At 45.8% G+C, this 14,882-nt stretch carries 13 protein-coding genes; 3 read left to right on the forward strand and 10 right to left on the reverse strand.

Annotation, left to right across the window (positions count from 1 at the left end; all coding sequences use genetic code 11):
* Nucleotides 1-37: 37 nt before the first annotated feature.
* Nucleotides 38-925, reverse strand: a complete 888-nt coding sequence (gene znuA, locus FKN16_RS15280; RefSeq protein ID WP_170903056.1) for a zinc ABC transporter substrate-binding protein ZnuA — start codon at nucleotides 923-925, stop codon at nucleotides 38-40.
* 78 nt (nucleotides 926-1,003) lie between these two features.
* Between znuA and znuC the strand changes: the two genes are divergently transcribed.
* Complete coding sequence (gene znuC, locus FKN16_RS15285) at nucleotides 1,004-1,792, forward strand: zinc ABC transporter ATP-binding protein ZnuC (RefSeq protein WP_006742704.1); 789 nt, start codon at nucleotides 1,004-1,006, stop codon at nucleotides 1,790-1,792.
* Nucleotides 1,785-2,570 (forward strand): zinc ABC transporter permease subunit ZnuB, encoded by a 786-nt coding sequence (gene znuB, locus FKN16_RS15290; RefSeq protein ID WP_046874250.1) that lies wholly within the window; start codon nucleotides 1,785-1,787, stop codon nucleotides 2,568-2,570. Before znuC ends, znuB begins: the two co-directional genes overlap by 8 nt.
* A gap of 71 nt (nucleotides 2,571-2,641) precedes the next feature.
* Here znuB and sucD read toward each other — a convergent pair whose 3' ends face one another.
* The 8 genes from sucD to sdhC form a co-directional block, all read right to left on the reverse strand.
* Nucleotides 2,642-3,514 carry a succinate--CoA ligase subunit alpha gene (gene sucD, locus FKN16_RS15295; RefSeq protein WP_005382181.1) on the reverse strand — a complete coding sequence of 291 codons (873 nt, stop codon included), beginning with the start codon at nucleotides 3,512-3,514 and terminating at the stop codon, nucleotides 2,642-2,644.
* The gene (gene sucC / locus FKN16_RS15300; protein WP_005393009.1) at nucleotides 3,514-4,680 is read right to left on the reverse strand and encodes an ADP-forming succinate--CoA ligase subunit beta; all 1,167 of its coding nucleotides are present in this window, start codon (nucleotides 4,678-4,680) and stop codon (nucleotides 3,514-3,516) included. The genes sucD and sucC overlap by 1 nt, the downstream gene beginning before the upstream one ends.
* Nucleotides 4,681-4,893: 213 nt before the next feature.
* Nucleotides 4,894-6,102, reverse strand: a complete 1,209-nt coding sequence (gene odhB, locus FKN16_RS15305; protein ID WP_047009527.1) for a 2-oxoglutarate dehydrogenase complex dihydrolipoyllysine-residue succinyltransferase — start codon at nucleotides 6,100-6,102, stop codon at nucleotides 4,894-4,896.
* A gap of 28 nt (nucleotides 6,103-6,130) precedes the next feature.
* Entirely contained in the window at nucleotides 6,131-8,956 is a 2,826-nt protein-coding gene (sucA, locus tag FKN16_RS15310) for a 2-oxoglutarate dehydrogenase E1 component (protein WP_005393014.1), read from the reverse strand.
* A 170-nt stretch (nucleotides 8,957-9,126) separates the two neighbouring features.
* A complete protein-coding gene (locus FKN16_RS15315) occupies nucleotides 9,127-9,837 on the reverse strand; it encodes a succinate dehydrogenase iron-sulfur subunit (protein ID WP_005382174.1) in 711 nt (236 codons plus the stop codon).
* Nucleotides 9,838-9,852: 15 nt separating this feature from the next.
* Nucleotides 9,853-11,619, reverse strand: coding sequence for a succinate dehydrogenase flavoprotein subunit (sdhA, locus tag FKN16_RS15320; protein ID WP_005393016.1), 1,767 nt, complete (start codon nucleotides 11,617-11,619; stop codon nucleotides 9,853-9,855).
* The gene (gene sdhD, locus FKN16_RS15325) at nucleotides 11,620-11,964 is read right to left on the reverse strand and encodes a succinate dehydrogenase, hydrophobic membrane anchor protein (RefSeq protein ID WP_005382169.1); all 345 of its coding nucleotides are present in this window, start codon (nucleotides 11,962-11,964) and stop codon (nucleotides 11,620-11,622) included. It abuts the gene before it with no gap.
* Nucleotides 11,958-12,350 (reverse strand): succinate dehydrogenase cytochrome b556 subunit, encoded by a 393-nt coding sequence (gene sdhC, locus FKN16_RS15330; RefSeq protein WP_017634811.1) that lies wholly within the window; start codon nucleotides 12,348-12,350, stop codon nucleotides 11,958-11,960. Before sdhC ends, sdhD begins: the two co-directional genes overlap by 7 nt.
* A gap of 396 nt (nucleotides 12,351-12,746) precedes the next feature.
* Here sdhC and FKN16_RS15335 point away from each other — a divergent pair, with 396 nt between their 5' ends.
* Nucleotides 12,747-14,036 (forward strand): citrate synthase, encoded by a 1,290-nt coding sequence (locus FKN16_RS15335; protein ID WP_005382163.1) that lies wholly within the window; start codon nucleotides 12,747-12,749, stop codon nucleotides 14,034-14,036.
* An 87-nt stretch (nucleotides 14,037-14,123) separates the two neighbouring features.
* Here the strand turns inward: FKN16_RS15335 and FKN16_RS15340 are convergent, their stop codons facing one another.
* Complete coding sequence (locus FKN16_RS15340; RefSeq protein ID WP_005393019.1) at nucleotides 14,124-14,882, reverse strand: Nif3-like dinuclear metal center hexameric protein; 759 nt, start codon at nucleotides 14,880-14,882, stop codon at nucleotides 14,124-14,126.

The raw sequence follows: 14,882 nt of genomic DNA on the forward strand, positions 1-14,882 counted from the left end.
TCACGTTAAAAGGACTATTCCTACACAACAACACTACTTAATCCGTCTTTTGGCTCAAGCACTGCTCAAAATTATTCGCCATATTGTTGAGAAAAGTAAAGTAACTGCCCGGTTTTGCTTCAATTGTGCTCCCTAATGGGTCAAGTTCACCTTTGGCAACTTTGCTACCTCGCATCACGCTCTGAACGACAGCTGGAGTAAACTGAGGTTCAGAAAACACGCAGGCTACATCTCCTGAACTTAACTTTTGACGAATTTGGATTAAGGTTTTTGCTCCCGGCTTACGATCCGGGCTCACGGTGAAGTGCCCCATTTGATTTAACTCATAACGCTCTTCGAAATAACCATAAGCATCGTGAAAGACAAAGTAACCTTTGTCTTTCACTGGCGATAATTTCTTCTTGATCTCTAGGTCCGTCTGGCTGAGCTCAGTTTCAAATTTTTTAAGGTTTTCTTGGTACTGTGCTGCATTTTCCGGATCAAGTGATCCCAGTTGATTCACGACAGCCTTGGCAACTTGTTGTGCTTGACTTACACCTAACCAAAAGTGCGGATCATGTGAACCATGATCGTGGCCATCATGGTCATGGTTGTGCTCACTATCAAACTCACGCAAATTTAGATCTGGAATTTGACTAATAGTCAGAGTATTCGATCTGTCTGACACGACTTTTTCCAGAAACGGTTCGAGATCATTTCCGTACCAAATAACTAAATCAGCAGAAGCGATTTTCTTAACATCAGATGGGCGTAAAGCGTAATCATGGGGCGAAGTGTTAGATTGCAGTAATACATCTGGCGAAGTCACACCTTGAGTAAGTTCTGTCACTAATAACTGAATAGGTTTGATACTCGTTAGTACCGTTACTGCGTGTGCTGGCAACGTTAGCATCGCTGACGCAGCAAGAATTAATGCTCTTTTCATAGTTTTACTTGGGATATGGTGTAGAAAGTGTGATAATGTTACATTATAACATTATTGATTTGCAAATGAGTTTCATTCATGTCTTCCTTAGTCCATCTTGAGCACTTATGCGTCGAGTTCGATGGCCGCAGAGTTCTCGATAACATTAGTATGGAATTACAAAAGGGCAAAATAACAACCCTAATTGGTCCCAATGGAGCGGGAAAATCAACGTTAGTCAAAGTCATTTTAGGCCTTCAAAAACCGACTAGCGGCAAATTAAACCGACAAAGAAAACTAAAAATTGGTTATGTTCCTCAAAAATTGAAGCTCAATGACTCTCTTCCATTGAATGTCACCCGTTTTCTAAATTTAGCAGGAAAATACAGTAAACAAGAATGTATTGATGCATTAAGGCTTGTTGGCGCTGAGCATTTAATTAGTAGTAACATGCATCGCTTGTCAGGTGGTGAAAACCAACGCGTATTACTTGCGCGTGCTTTGCTTCAACGCCCAGAGCTGTTAGTGCTAGATGAACCTGCGCAGGGTGTGGATATTCAAGGTCAAATCGATCTCTACGATCTAATTGAAAGCATTCGTCACCGATTCGATTGCGGTGTATTTATGGTGTCACACGACTTACATTTAGTAATGGCCAAAACAGATGATGTCATTTGTCTGCATCACCATGTTTGCTGCTCTGGTTCACCTGCCACGATTACTCAGCACCCTTCTTACATCGCGCTATTTGGCAATGCAGCGAGAGAATCGCTCGCGTTTTATCATCACGACCACGAGCATCATCATCACGATTTATCCGGAACGCCAGTAACTGGCGATGCGACATCATGCTCCAACCATAAACACGGACATCATCACCATGATTGAGTTTCTTCTACCTTCTATTCTGGCTGGTATTGGCATCGCGATCATTGCAGGTCCTCTTGGGTCATTCGTCGTTTGGCGCAAAATGGCTTACTTCGGTGATACCCTGGCACATGCTTCATTGATGGGTTTGGCATTAGGCTTTCTGCTCAACGTGAACCTTTATCTTGCACTACTCGTTTGCTGTTTAGCACTCGCCGTATTGCTCGTGACATTGCAGAAACAACAACTGGTCGCAACCGATACGCTTCTGGGTATACTCGCCCATAGCGCATTATCTGTTGGTCTAGTTTCTGTTAGTTTCTTGGATAATGTCCGTGTAGATCTGATGAGTTACTTGTTCGGTGACTTACTCGCAGTATCTCCGCAAGATCTGATGTTCATTTACGCAGGTGTCGCTGCTGTTAGTGTGTGTCTTTACGTTTTTTGGCGACCTTTATTGTCGAGCACAGTTAGTGAAGAGCTTGCTGCCGTCGAGGGCGTCAATACAGACTTGGTTAGATTGGTGTTAATGCTTATGGTAGGTGTTGTGATTGCCGTAGGAATGAAGTTTGTTGGGGCACTTATCATGACTTCTTTGCTGATCATCCCAGCAGCAACAGCACGTAAGGTCTCTTCATCACCAGAGCAAATGGCACTGTTCGCATCTATTATTGGCTCTGTGGCAGTACTAATGGGGCTTAGCCTATCATGGCACTTCGATACGCCGGCTGGCCCATCAGTAGTAATCAGCGCAACATCTCTGTTTATGCTTAGCCAATTTATTCGCCAAAAATCGTAAAAAGTACCTTGATACAAAAAAGCCTAGCAATAATTGCTAGGCTTTTTTAGCTTTAAGCTTCGAGTTGGAAATTACCAGCCCGTTACTTCACGTAGACCTTGGCCGATCTCTGCTAGAGATTTCACAGTCTTAACGCCCGCCGCTTCTAGTGCTGCAAATTTGTCTTCAGCAGTACCTTTACCGCCAGAGATAATCGCACCAGCGTGGCCCATACGTTTACCAGGAGGAGCAGTTACACCAGCAATGTAGGAAACCACTGGCTTCGTTACGTTTTCTTTAATGTATGCTGCTGCTTCTTCTTCTGCTGTACCACCGATTTCACCGATCATAACAATCGCTTCAGTTTCAGGGTCTTCTTGGAACAGTTTTAGAATATCAATGAAGTTTGAACCTGGGATTGGGTCACCACCGATACCAACACAAGTAGACTGGCCGAAACCTTCGTCAGTTGTTTGCTTAACTGCTTCGTAAGTTAGAGTACCGCTGCGAGATACGATACCTACTTTACCTTTCTTGTGGATGTGACCAGGCATGATACCGATCTTACACTCATCAGGAGTGATAACACCCGGACAGTTAGGACCGATCATACGAACGCCAGTTTCTTCTAGCTTCACTTTCACGTCGATCATATCTGTTGTAGGGATGCCTTCCGTGATTGTTACGATTAGCTCGATGCCCGCATCAATCGCTTCTAGAATTGCATCTTTACAGAAAGGTGCTGGAACGTAGATTACTGTCGCTGTTGCGCCAGTTGCTTCTACTGCTTCGCGAACTGTGTTGAATACAGGTAGACCTAGGTGAGTTTGGCCACCTTTACCTGGAGACACACCACCAACCATCTGAGTGCCGTATGCGATAGCTTGCTCTGAGTGGAAAGTACCTTGACCACCAGTGAAACCCTGACAGATTACTTTAGTGTCTTTGTTAATTAATACAGACATTATTTAGCCTCCGCAGCAGCAACAACTTTCTGAGCAGCATCCGTTAGCGACTCAGCAGCAATGATATCAACATCAGAATTAGCAAGAACTTCGCGACCTAGGTCAGCGTTAGTACCTTCTAGACGAACAACAACAGGTACGCTTACACCTACTTCTTTAACCGCACCGATAATACCTTCTGCGATCATGTCACAACGTACGATACCACCGAAGATGTTAACAAGTACCGCTTTCACGTTGTCATCTGATAGGATGATCTTGAATGCTTCAGCAACACGCTCTTTCGTCGCGCCGCCACCTACGTCTAGGAAGTTAGCTGGTTTGCCGCCGTGTAGGTTTACGATATCCATCGTACCCATTGCTAGGCCTGCACCGTTAACCATACAGCCAACGTTACCGTCTAGTGCTACGTAGTTCAGTTCCCACTGAGCTGCGTGTGCTTCACGCTCATCTTCTTGTGATGGATCGTGCATTTCACGAAGCTTAGGCTGACGGTAAAGAGCGTTTGAATCGATGTTGATCTTACCATCAAGACATAGCAGGTTGCCTTCACCAGTAACCACAAGCGGGTTGATCTCAAGTAGAGCAAGATCGTACTGGGCGAACATCGTGCCAAGACCCATGAAGATCTTAACGAATTGTTTGATTTGGTCGCCTTCAAGACCAAGTTTGAACGCAAGCTCGCGACCTTGGTAAGCTTGTGGGCCTACTAGTGGATCGATTGCAGCTTTGTGGATAAGCTCCGGCGTTTCTTCCGCAACTTTTTCGATTTCAACACCACCTTCTGTTGAAGCCATGAAAACGATCTTACGGCTTGCACGGTCAACAACCGCACCTAGGTATAATTCGTTTGCAATGTTTGATGCTTCTTCAACAAGGATTTTTGTAACTGGCTGACCGTTAGCGTCAGTTTGGTAAGTCACTAGGTTTTTACCTAACCACTTTTGTGCAAACTCTTTAACGCCTTCTTTTGTATCGTGCAGCTCTACACCGCCCGCTTTACCACGGCCACCAGCGTGAACCTGACATTTAACTACTTTCTTTTCTGTACTGATACGGCCTGCGGCTTCAAAAGCTTCTTGTGGTGTATCACACGCGTAGCCTTCTGGCACAGGCAAACCGAATTCTGCAAACAGCTGTTTGGCTTGGTATTCATGCAAATTCATTTCGATATTCCGTTTGTTTTTCCCTTAAGGGATTTATTATTTCCATAACGCTGCAGTCTTGGCTGCTTGTACGTCTGTAGGGTCTTCTCAAATCAATCCCTCATCACGAGTCCTCATGGTGTGGGATTCAAATGAAGGCCAGACGTTGAGCTAGTCTAGCCATTGAAATTTTTAACGTCTAGCTACCTACGATAACTAGACGTTTTAGCGATATTAAACGTCTAATAGGAGACGTGCTGGATCTTCTAGCAACTCTTTAATCGTCACTAGGAAGCCAACAGACTCGCGACCATCAATTAGGCGGTGATCGTAAGACAGCGCTAGGTACATCATCGGCAAGATTTCAACTTTGCCATCCACTGCCATCGGACGCTCTTGGATCTTATGCATACCAAGAATCGCTGATTGAGGTGGGTTGATGATTGGTGTAGACATTAGTGAACCGAACACACCACCGTTTGTGATAGTGAAGTTACCGCCCATTAGCTCGTCTACCGTTAGCTTGCCATCACGACCTTTGATAGCCAGTTCTTTGATGCCTTTTTCAACATCAGCGAAACCAAGCTTGTCACAGTCTTTTAGGACAGGTGTAACTAGACCACGTGGCGTTGATACCGCCATGCTAATGTCGAAGTAGTTGTGGTAAACAATGTCATCACCATCAATCGAAGCATTTACTTCTGGGTAACGCTTAAGCGCTTCTGTTACAGCTTTCACGTAGAAAGACATGAAGCCTAAACGAATACCGTGACGCTCTTCGAACTGATCTTTGTACTGCTTACGAAGGTCCATGATTGGTTTCATGTTCACTTCGTTAAACGTCGTTAGCATTGCCGTGTTGTTCTTCGCCTCTAGCAGACGGTTAGCGACTGTCTTACGCAGGCGAGTCATTGGAACACGTTTTTGGCTACGAGCCGCTGCCGGCACGTCAACCACTGCTGGTGCTTCTTCTTTTGGCGCAGTTTTAGCGTTCGCAAGATGCGCTTCAATATCTTCGCGCGTAATACGACCACCAACGCCAGTGCCTTTCACTTGGCTTGCTTCTAAGCCATGCTCAGCCAATAAACGACGTACTGCTGGGCTTAGTGCATCATTGCTTTCTTCGCTAAGCGCAGCTTTATGACGTTTATCAGGAGATGCTTCCGTACCTTCTGTTTTGTCTGCGGTAGGCTCACCTGCAACTGCACCTGGCTTCAATTTAGCAATGATTTGTTTAGAAAGTACTGTCGCACCTTCTTCTTCAACGATAGCTTCCAAAACGCCTGCTTCCGGAGCTGGCACTTCTAGCACGACTTTGTCTGTCTCGATGTCAACCAAAACCTCGTCACGCTCTACTGCGTCGCCTGGTTGTTTGTGCCATGTCGCTACGGTTGCATCAGCAACTGATTCAGGTAAATCTGGAACCAGAATTTCAATTGTCATATCTGTTTCTTCCTTTAACTTCTAGTTCTTAATTCGAAGTTTTTGAGTTCACGTTCAGAGCGTCTTCAACCAACGCTTTTTGTTGTTTCAAGTGCACCGACATGTAGCCAACTGCTGGCGAAGCAGAAGCTGGGCGACCTGCGTATTTAAGATCTGCACCTGCAGGAATAGCGGCACGGAAGTTGTGTTGGCTACAGTACCAAGCACCTTGGTTCTGAGGCTCTTCCTGACACCACACGAAGTCTTCAACGTTAGTGTATTGAGCAATCGCTGCTTGTACTTCTTCCATCGGGAATGGATAAAGCTGCTCGATACGCACGATAGCGACATCGTCTTGCTCGTTGTTACGGCGCTGCTCCAGTAGGTCAAAATAAACCTTACCTGAACAGAACACGACTCGTTTTACTTTGCTTGGGTCTAAATCATCTACTTCTGGAATTGCAGATTGGAATGTACCGTCCGCTAAGTCTTCAATTGTCGAAGTACATAGGGGATGGCGCAGCAAAGATTTTGGCGACATAACAATCAGAGGTCGACGCATTGGGCGTACAACTTGACGACGAATCATGTGGTATACCTGAGCCGGTGTTGAAGGAACTACAACCTGCATATTTTGCTCAGCACACAACTGAAGGTAACGCTCTAGACGTGCAGAGGAGTGCTCAGGGCCTTGACCTTCGTAACCGTGAGGTAAAAGCATTGTGAGACCACATAAGCGTGCCCATTTCTGCTCACCTGACGAGATGAATTGGTCAATCACAACCTGCGCGCCGTTGGCAAAGTCACCAAACTGCGCTTCCCAGATAGTCAAACCACCTGGCTCTGCTGTTGCGTAACCGTATTCAAATGCCAATACCGCTTCTTCTGACAGTACTGAGTCAAACACTTGGAATGGACCCTGATTGTCATGAATATTCGCTAATGGAATGTACGTACTTGCATCTGTTTGGTTATGAAGAACCGAGTGACGGTGGAAGAAAGTACCACGACCCGAATCCTGACCAGAAAGGCGAATACGCTTACCATCATCAACTAATGTTGCATACGCCAATGTTTCGGCCATACCCCAGTCGATTGCTTTTTCACCGGTCATCATTGCTAGGCGATCGTTGTAAAGCTTATTAACACGGCTTTGCAGTTTATGGCTTTCTGGATACTGACAAAGACGATTACCCAACTCGATAAGACGCGTCTTGTCATATTTTGAATCCCACTCCATATCCCATTCATGCCCTAAGTAAGGGGACCAGTCTACAGAGTGCAACGCCATTGGACGCCATTCTTTAACCACCACTTCACCGCGGTCTAATGCGTCGCGGTACTCATTGACTAACTGAGTCGCTGTCTCGATATCTGATTCGTTTTTATCGATCAGAATATCCGCATACAATTTGCGTGGTGTAGGGTGTTTTTTGATTTTTTGGTACATCAAAGGCTGAGTCGCGTTTGGCTCATCGGCCTCGTTGTGACCGTGGCGACGGTAACACACCAAATCAATCACGACATCGCGCTTGAACTCGTTGCGGTAATCCAAAGCAATACGAGTAACAAAAGCAACTGCTTCTGGGTCATCGGCATTCACATGGAAGATTGGCGCCTGAACCATCTTAGCGATATCTGTACAGTACATCGTTGAACGCGTGTCACGAGGGTTAGACGTCGTAAAGCCAACTTGGTTGTTAATAACGATACGCACCGTACCACCGACTTGGAAACCACGAGCCAGTGACATGTTGAACGTTTCGGCAACCACACCCTGACCAGCGATTGCAGAGTCACCGTGGATAGTGATAGGAAGCACTTTGCTACCTTGATTATCACCCAAGCGATCTTGACGTGCTCGCACCGACCCCATGACTACTGGGTTGACGATTTCTAGATGCGATGGGTTAAATGCAAGAGCTAAGTGAACATCACCACCTGGGGTAGCAAAGTCGGCAGAGAAACCTTGGTGATATTTCACATCACCCGTGCCCCAAGTTTCGTCGTGTTTACCGGCAAACTCATCGAACAGATCTTGAGGCTTCTTACCAAGCACGTTCACCAGCATGTTCAAACGACCACGGTGAGCCATACCGATAACCACTTCACGCATCCCACTTGTTCCCGCGTGACGGATCAACTCTTTCGTCATCGGAATCAGTGCGTCACCACCTTCTAGAGAGAAACGTTTTGCACCTGGGAATTTCGCCCCGAGGTAACGCTCCAAACCTTCAGCGGCTGTTAGCTCTTCTAGGAATGTGCGCTTCTCATCTTTGTTGAATGATGGCTGGCCTACGACAGACTCAAGACGTTGTTGGATCCAACGTTTTTGCTCTGTGTCAGTCATGTGCATGTATTCAGCACCGATGGAACCGCAGTAAGTTTTGTTGAGGGCTTCATAGATGTCTTTCAACTTCATGGTTTCTTGCCCAACAGCAAAAGAACCTACGTTGAAAGTTTCTTCGAAGTCATCTTCGGTAAGATTATGAAAAGCAGGGTCTAACTCCGCCACGGTTGGGCGTTGCCATAGACCTAGTGGGTCTAATTCTGCAGCTTCATGTCCGCGGAAACGGTATGCGTTGATTAGCTGTAGAACTTTTACTTGTTTTGCATCGACATCTGGGTCACTAACTTGGACATTGTAATGCTTTGTTTCTCTAGCGAGTCGACGGAAGTAGTCACGGACACGTGAATGTGGTTGTTCTGCCACTTCTTCTGACGGCTTAGGTAAGCCTTCAAAAACACGTTTCCACTCCTCACTTACCAGATCGGGATCACTTAGATACAGTTCGTAGAGGTCCTCTACATACGTTGCATTGGCGCCAGCCAAGTGTGAAGACTCGAGCCATGCCTTCATCACGCCGTTGTGCATATTTTCCCTTAACCAGTAGTTTTCACGTTTGCTTCGGTCTTTGCCGAGCTATAAGAGCCGACCAGAACTAGTCGGCAATTTTTGTATTCTTTACTCGAAATATTCTTGAAGCAGTGAAGCGGTCATATCGGGTGATCCGCAACACTGCGACATTCCTAAGAGCGAGTAAATTAAACCGAGCGATTAACCAGCATCGACTTAATATGGCCGATGGCTTTCGTCGGATTTAATCCCTTAGGACAAACACTTACACAATTCATGATGCCATGGCAACGAAAAACGCTAAATGCATCATCAAGATCAGACAAACGTTCATCTGTTGCCGTATCGCGGCTATCAATTAGCCAACGGTACGCCGCAAGAAGACCAGCTGGACCGATGAATTTGTCAGGGTTCCACCAGAATGATGGGCAAGACGTTGTACAACATGCACACATGATACATTCGTACAATCCATCTAAATGCGCACGGTCATCAGGCGATTGTAGGTTCTCGCGTGATGGTGGTAATGCACCATCATCAATCAAGAATGGTTTAACTTTCGCATAGTTATCATAGAACTGCGTCATGTCAACGATAAGATCGCGCACGACAGGTAACCCTGGCAGTGGACGAATAACTATCTTATCGCCTTGTAGAGCAGATAACGGTGTGATACACGCTAGACCATTTTTACCATTCATGTTCAAACCATCAGAACCACATACCCCTTCACGGCATGAGCGACGGAACGCGATGCTTGGATCTTGCTCTTTTAGCAGAATCAATGCATCAAGCACCATCATGTCTGAGCCTTCGTCTACCTCAAGGGTATACTCTTTCATGTAAGGCTTGGTATCCACATCCGGATTGTAACGGTATAAAGAGAAGTTCAATTTCATAGTCGTATCCTCCCTTTAGTATGTACGTACTTTCGGCGGGAAAGCTTCACGATGTGTTGGCGTCATGTTCACATCACGCTTAGTCATCGCTTCTGTTTCCGGGTTGTAGATAGAGTGGCATAGCCAGTTCTCATCATCACGCTCAGGGAAATCGAAACGAGCATGTGCGCCACGGCTTTCAGTACGGTAGTTCGCCGCTACGGCTGTAGAGAATGCTGTTTCCATCAAGTTGTCTAGCTCTAGACACTCAATACGTTGCGTGTTGAATTCTGAAGACTTGTCCGCTAGATGTGCATCTTTCAGACGTTCGCGAATCACTTTCAACTCTTCTAGGCCCGTTGCCATTGCATCGCCTTCACGGAATACCGAGAAGCTGTTTTGCATGCAAGCTTGTAGGTCTTTACGGATTTGAACTGGATCTTCACCGCCAGTACTATTTTCCCAACGCATGGTACGCGCTAGAGATGCTTCAATATCAGATTCAGTTGCAGGGCGTGCCTCAGCTTGCGCTGCGAGCGTTTCGCCAAGGTGCAAGCCAGTCGCGCGACCAAATACGACTAAGTCTAGTAATGAATTGCCGCCTAGACGGTTTGCTCCGTGTACTGATACAGAAGCAATCTCACCACATGCATATAGACCTTGTACTTCCATCTCGCTGCCGTCAGCCTTTTGCTTGATTGCTTGACCAGACACTTGAGTCGGTACACCACCCATCATGTAGTGACAGGTTGGAATTACTGGAATTGGCTCTTTCACTGGATCAACGTGCGCGAAAGTACGAGACAGCTCACAAATACCAGGCAGACGTGACTCAAGCACTTCTTTACCAAGGTGATCCAACTTCAGCTTAATGTGTGGACCCCAAGGGCCATCACAACCGCGGCCTTCGCGGATTTCGATCATCATTGAACGAGCAACTACGTCACGACCAGCAAGGTCTTTCGCGTTTGGAGCATAACGTTCCATGAAGCGTTCGCCATCTTTATTTAGAAGGTAACCACCTTCACCACGACAACCTTCTGTTACAAGAACACCTGCACCAGCGATACCCGTTGGGTGGAACTGCCACATTTCCATGTCTTGCATAGGTACACCCGCACGCAATGCCATACCTACACCGTCACCAGTGTTGATGTGTGCGTTAGTGGTCGACGCGTAAATACGACCTGCGCCACCTGTTGCTAGAATCGTTGCTTTTGATTTGAAGTAACAGATTTCGCCTGTTTCCATACAAATCGCAGTACAGCCCATTACGGCGCCGTCTTGGTTTTTCACCAAGTCTAGTGCATACCATTCCGAGAAAATGGTGGTTTTGTGTTTCACATTTTGTTGGTAAAGCGTATGAAGAAGCGCGTGACCTGTACGGTCCGCAGCTGCTGCTGTACGTGCGGCTTGCTCACCACCAAATTCTTTTGACTGACCACCGAATGGACGTTGGTAGATAGTACCATTATCAAAACGAGAGAATGGAAGACCCATTTTTTCTAGTTCGATAACGGACTCAGGGCCATTCTTACACATGTATTCAATCGCATTTTGGTCACCGATGTAATCGGAACCTTTAACGGTATCGTACATGTGCCATTGCCAATCGTCTTTGTGCGAGTTACCCAGAGCAACGGTAATACCGCCCTGTGCAGACACAGTATGAGAACGTGTTGGAAATACTTTTGACAACAAAGCACATGATAGGCCTTGTTCTGAAATTTGTAGTGCAGCGCGCATACCTGCACCACCAGCGCCGATTACTACGGCGTCAAACTCACGAACTGGAATAGACACTTACGCACCCCACAGAATAAATAGACCAGAGAAGACATAGCCGAATAGCACGGCAATAACACCAAGTTGCAGTGCGCCACGAAGTTTCGCGCACTTAATGTAATCCGTTAATACCTGCCATAAACCGACCCATGCGTGGATCAGGATCGAGACAAGTGCCAACATGGTGAATACTTTAGTGAAGGTACCACCAAAGAATTGGGTCCAAGATGCGTAAGAGATATCTGAAAATGCACAGAAGCTAATCAGATAAATCGTGTATAGCGTCATAATGATTGCAGTTGCACGAATCAGTAGGAAATCGTGTACACCATTACGACCAAATGAAGATACGTGTTTTACCATACCAAGATCCCCGCCAATAATGATAATACTGCTGTTGCACCAAACGCGACTTTAGCGCTCATCGTGCCAGAATCTAGCTCTTCAAAGTGACCTAGATCCATCAACAAGTGACGGATACCACCTGCAATGTGGTAGGCAAGTGCAGTAAGAATTCCCCACAGGATGAATTTTACGAAGAAGCTATCGACGATGTCAGCGGCTTCCATAAAACCCATTGGGGATGACAGAGAAATGGACAGTAACCACAGTAGTATACCCACCGCAACAAACGTAATTACCCCAGACACACGGTGTAGGATGGATGCGATTGCTGTGATAGGAAAGTGGATGGTCTGTAAATCTAAATTAACAGGTCTTGACTTTCTTTCTTTCACGGGCTTGCTCACTCAGCTCCATTGAGCATTTATTGTTATAACCAATTTCAGCTTCCAAACGTACAAAAGTTAACATCTATTTAACAAATATCGCGAGTAACCACCCAGATAATTGTAAACAACTTGTTAACAATCGGAGTCCAGCAACAAACCTCACTCTTTGTTTCTAGCCCCGAATTTATAAGGATTTAACTAAAATTTTCTTAGCCAATATACGGCGAGCAACATTCTAATACAATTGGTGTAACAAATTATGCTACATAGAACAGATTTTTAACGATTTTCATGAGAAAAATCATAACAAGTGCACACAAAGATGGAGAAAAATTGACTTTAAGCTTTAACAACAGTACAAAAATGGCACATAAACATCCTGGACGGATTAAATAATAAACAAAGGAGATTGTTATGGCGGATAAGAAAGCGACCCTTCATGTTGAAGGTCAAGCGCCAATCGAACTGCCAATTATGGACGGTACGCTAGGTACACCTGTAATTGACGTTCGTAAGCTGGGAGCCAATGGTTACTTTACTTTTGACCCAGGTTTTCTTGCCACTGCATCTTGTGAATCATCAATCACGTACATCGATGGCGGCAAAGGTATTCTTTTGCACCGCGGTTTCCCGATTGATCAATTAGCCAATAACGCAGATTACTTAGAAGTATGTTACATCCTTCTTTATGGTGAAGCCCCTACCCGAGAACAATACGAGCAATTCAAGACGACCGTAACGCGTCATACTATGGTCCACGAGCAAATCGCAAGCTTTTTCCATGGCTTCCGACGTGATGCTCACCCGATGGCAGTAATGTGTGGTGTAGTCGGTGCACTTGCAGCCTTCTACCACGACTCTCTTGACATCAACAACGACGAGCACCGTGAGATCGCGGCGTACCGTCTGCTATCGAAGATGCCGACACTGGCTGCAATGTGTTACAAATACTCTATCGGTCAGCCATTTATCTACCCACGCAACGATTTGAGCTACGCAGAAAACTTCCTACACATGATGTTCGCAAACCCTTGCGAAGAGTATGAAGTAAACCCTGTCGTTGCGCGTGCGATGGATAAAATCTTCACGCTACACGCGGATCACGAACAGAATGCGTCGACGTCAACTGTACGTCTAGCTGGCTCTTCTGGTGCTAACCCATTTGCATGTATTGCCGCTGGTATTGCATCACTTTGGGGACCTGCTCACGGTGGTGCAAACGAAGCGTGCTTGAGAATGCTAGAAGAGATTGGCAGCGTCGATAACATCCCTGAGTATGTAGACCGCGCGAAAGACAAAGATGACCCATTCCGCTTAATGGGCTTTGGTCACCGCGTTTATAAAAACTACGATCCACGTGCGACAGTAATGCGCGAAACGTGTCATGAAGTTCTCAAAGAGCTAAACATTCAAGACCCTCTACTAGATGTAGCAATGGAACTTGAGCGCATTGCGCTTTCTGATGAGTACTTCGTTTCTAAGAAGCTGTACCCGAACGTAGACTTCTACTCAGGTATCATTCTTAAAGCGATTGGTATTCCAGTTTCTATGTTTACGGTTATCTTCGCGATTTCTCGTACCATCGGCTGGATTGCTCACTGGAACGAAATGCACAGCGATCCACTGAACCGCATCGGTCGTCCTCGTCAGCTATACACTGGTGAGACACAGCGTGAGTTTTCTCCACTTCACGAACGTGAATGATATTTTTAGTTAGAAGAGAAACAAAAGGGTTGAGATTTTGTCTCAACCCTTTTTCTTTTCAGCGTCTCACGTTATGAATAGCGAACACTAAACCGGATTATCAATATCGATAAACTCCACATGTAGGCCGTATTCATCCGCTAGCCATTTTCCTAAAGCCTGAACACCATAACGCTCAGTAGCATGATGACCTGCAGCAAAGTAATGAATGTCCATTTCTCGCGCAGTATAGGTTGTACGCTCAGAAATTTCGCCAGAGATAAACGCATCTAATCCGTGTTGTACAGCAAGCTCAATAAAATCCTGCCCTCCACCAGTGCACCAACCGACCGTCTCAATCATCTTATCGGTATTCTCTGGAGCAATATGCAGTGGTTCTCTATCAAGAACTTGATTGATCTTGCTCGCAAACTCAGCACCAGACATCGGTTTTTTCAAGCGTCCAAACATGGCTACTGATTGAGGATGTCCTTCAAGTCCACCTTCTACTTCGATTTCAAGTAAGCGAGCTAATTCGGCGTTGTTGCCTAGCTCTGGGTGAATATCCAGAGGAAGGTGATAACCATATAAGTTGATATCGTTTTTGATCAGACTACGAATTCGTTTACCTTTCATACCACGAATTGGCTCAGGTTCACCTTTCCAAAAATAACCGTGATGAACGAGTAATGCGTCTGCATTAAGCTCAATCGCTTTATCGATTAAGGCTTGGGAGGCAGTTACGCCAGTGATAATACGCTTTACGGCTGGCGTCCCTTCTACCTGTAACCCGTTTGGTGCGTAATCTTTAATTAACTGCGGTGACAGTTTGTCATTAAGAATCTGTTCTAGCTTTAAGTTATTCAT

It is taken from the genome of Vibrio sp. 11-4(1), from assembly GCF_013048625.1.
GTDB classification, from domain to species: domain Bacteria; phylum Pseudomonadota; class Gammaproteobacteria; order Enterobacterales; family Vibrionaceae; genus Vibrio; species Vibrio diabolicus.

What these genes read in the sequence shown, in the direction of transcription:
- FKN16_RS15335 (WP_005382163.1), top strand. Translation starts at nt 12,747, where the DNA reads ATGGCGGATAAGAAAGCGACCCTTCATGTTGAAGGTCAAGCGCCAATC.
- FKN16_RS15315 (WP_005382174.1), bottom strand. Translation starts at nt 9,837, where the DNA reads ATGAAATTGAACTTCTCTTTATACCGTTACAATCCGGATGTGGATACC.
- sucC (WP_005393009.1), bottom strand. Translation starts at nt 4,680, where the DNA reads ATGAATTTGCATGAATACCAAGCCAAACAGCTGTTTGCAGAATTCGGT.
- sucD (WP_005382181.1), bottom strand. Translation starts at nt 3,514, where the DNA reads ATGTCTGTATTAATTAACAAAGACACTAAAGTAATCTGTCAGGGTTTC.
- sdhD (WP_005382169.1), bottom strand. Translation starts at nt 11,964, where the DNA reads ATGGTAAAACACGTATCTTCATTTGGTCGTAATGGTGTACACGATTTC.
- sucA (WP_005393014.1), bottom strand. Translation starts at nt 8,956, where the DNA reads ATGCACAACGGCGTGATGAAGGCATGGCTCGAGTCTTCACACTTGGCT.
- znuB (WP_046874250.1), top strand. Translation starts at nt 1,785, where the DNA reads ATGATTGAGTTTCTTCTACCTTCTATTCTGGCTGGTATTGGCATCGCG.
- FKN16_RS15340 (WP_005393019.1), bottom strand. Translation starts at nt 14,882, where the DNA reads ATGAATAACTTAAAGCTAGAACAGATTCTTAATGACAAACTGTCACCG.
- znuA (WP_170903056.1), bottom strand. Translation starts at nt 925, where the DNA reads ATGAAAAGAGCATTAATTCTTGCTGCGTCAGCGATGCTAACGTTGCCA.
- znuC (WP_006742704.1), top strand. Translation starts at nt 1,004, where the DNA reads ATGTCTTCCTTAGTCCATCTTGAGCACTTATGCGTCGAGTTCGATGGC.
- odhB (WP_047009527.1), bottom strand. Translation starts at nt 6,102, where the DNA reads ATGACAATTGAAATTCTGGTTCCAGATTTACCTGAATCAGTTGCTGAT.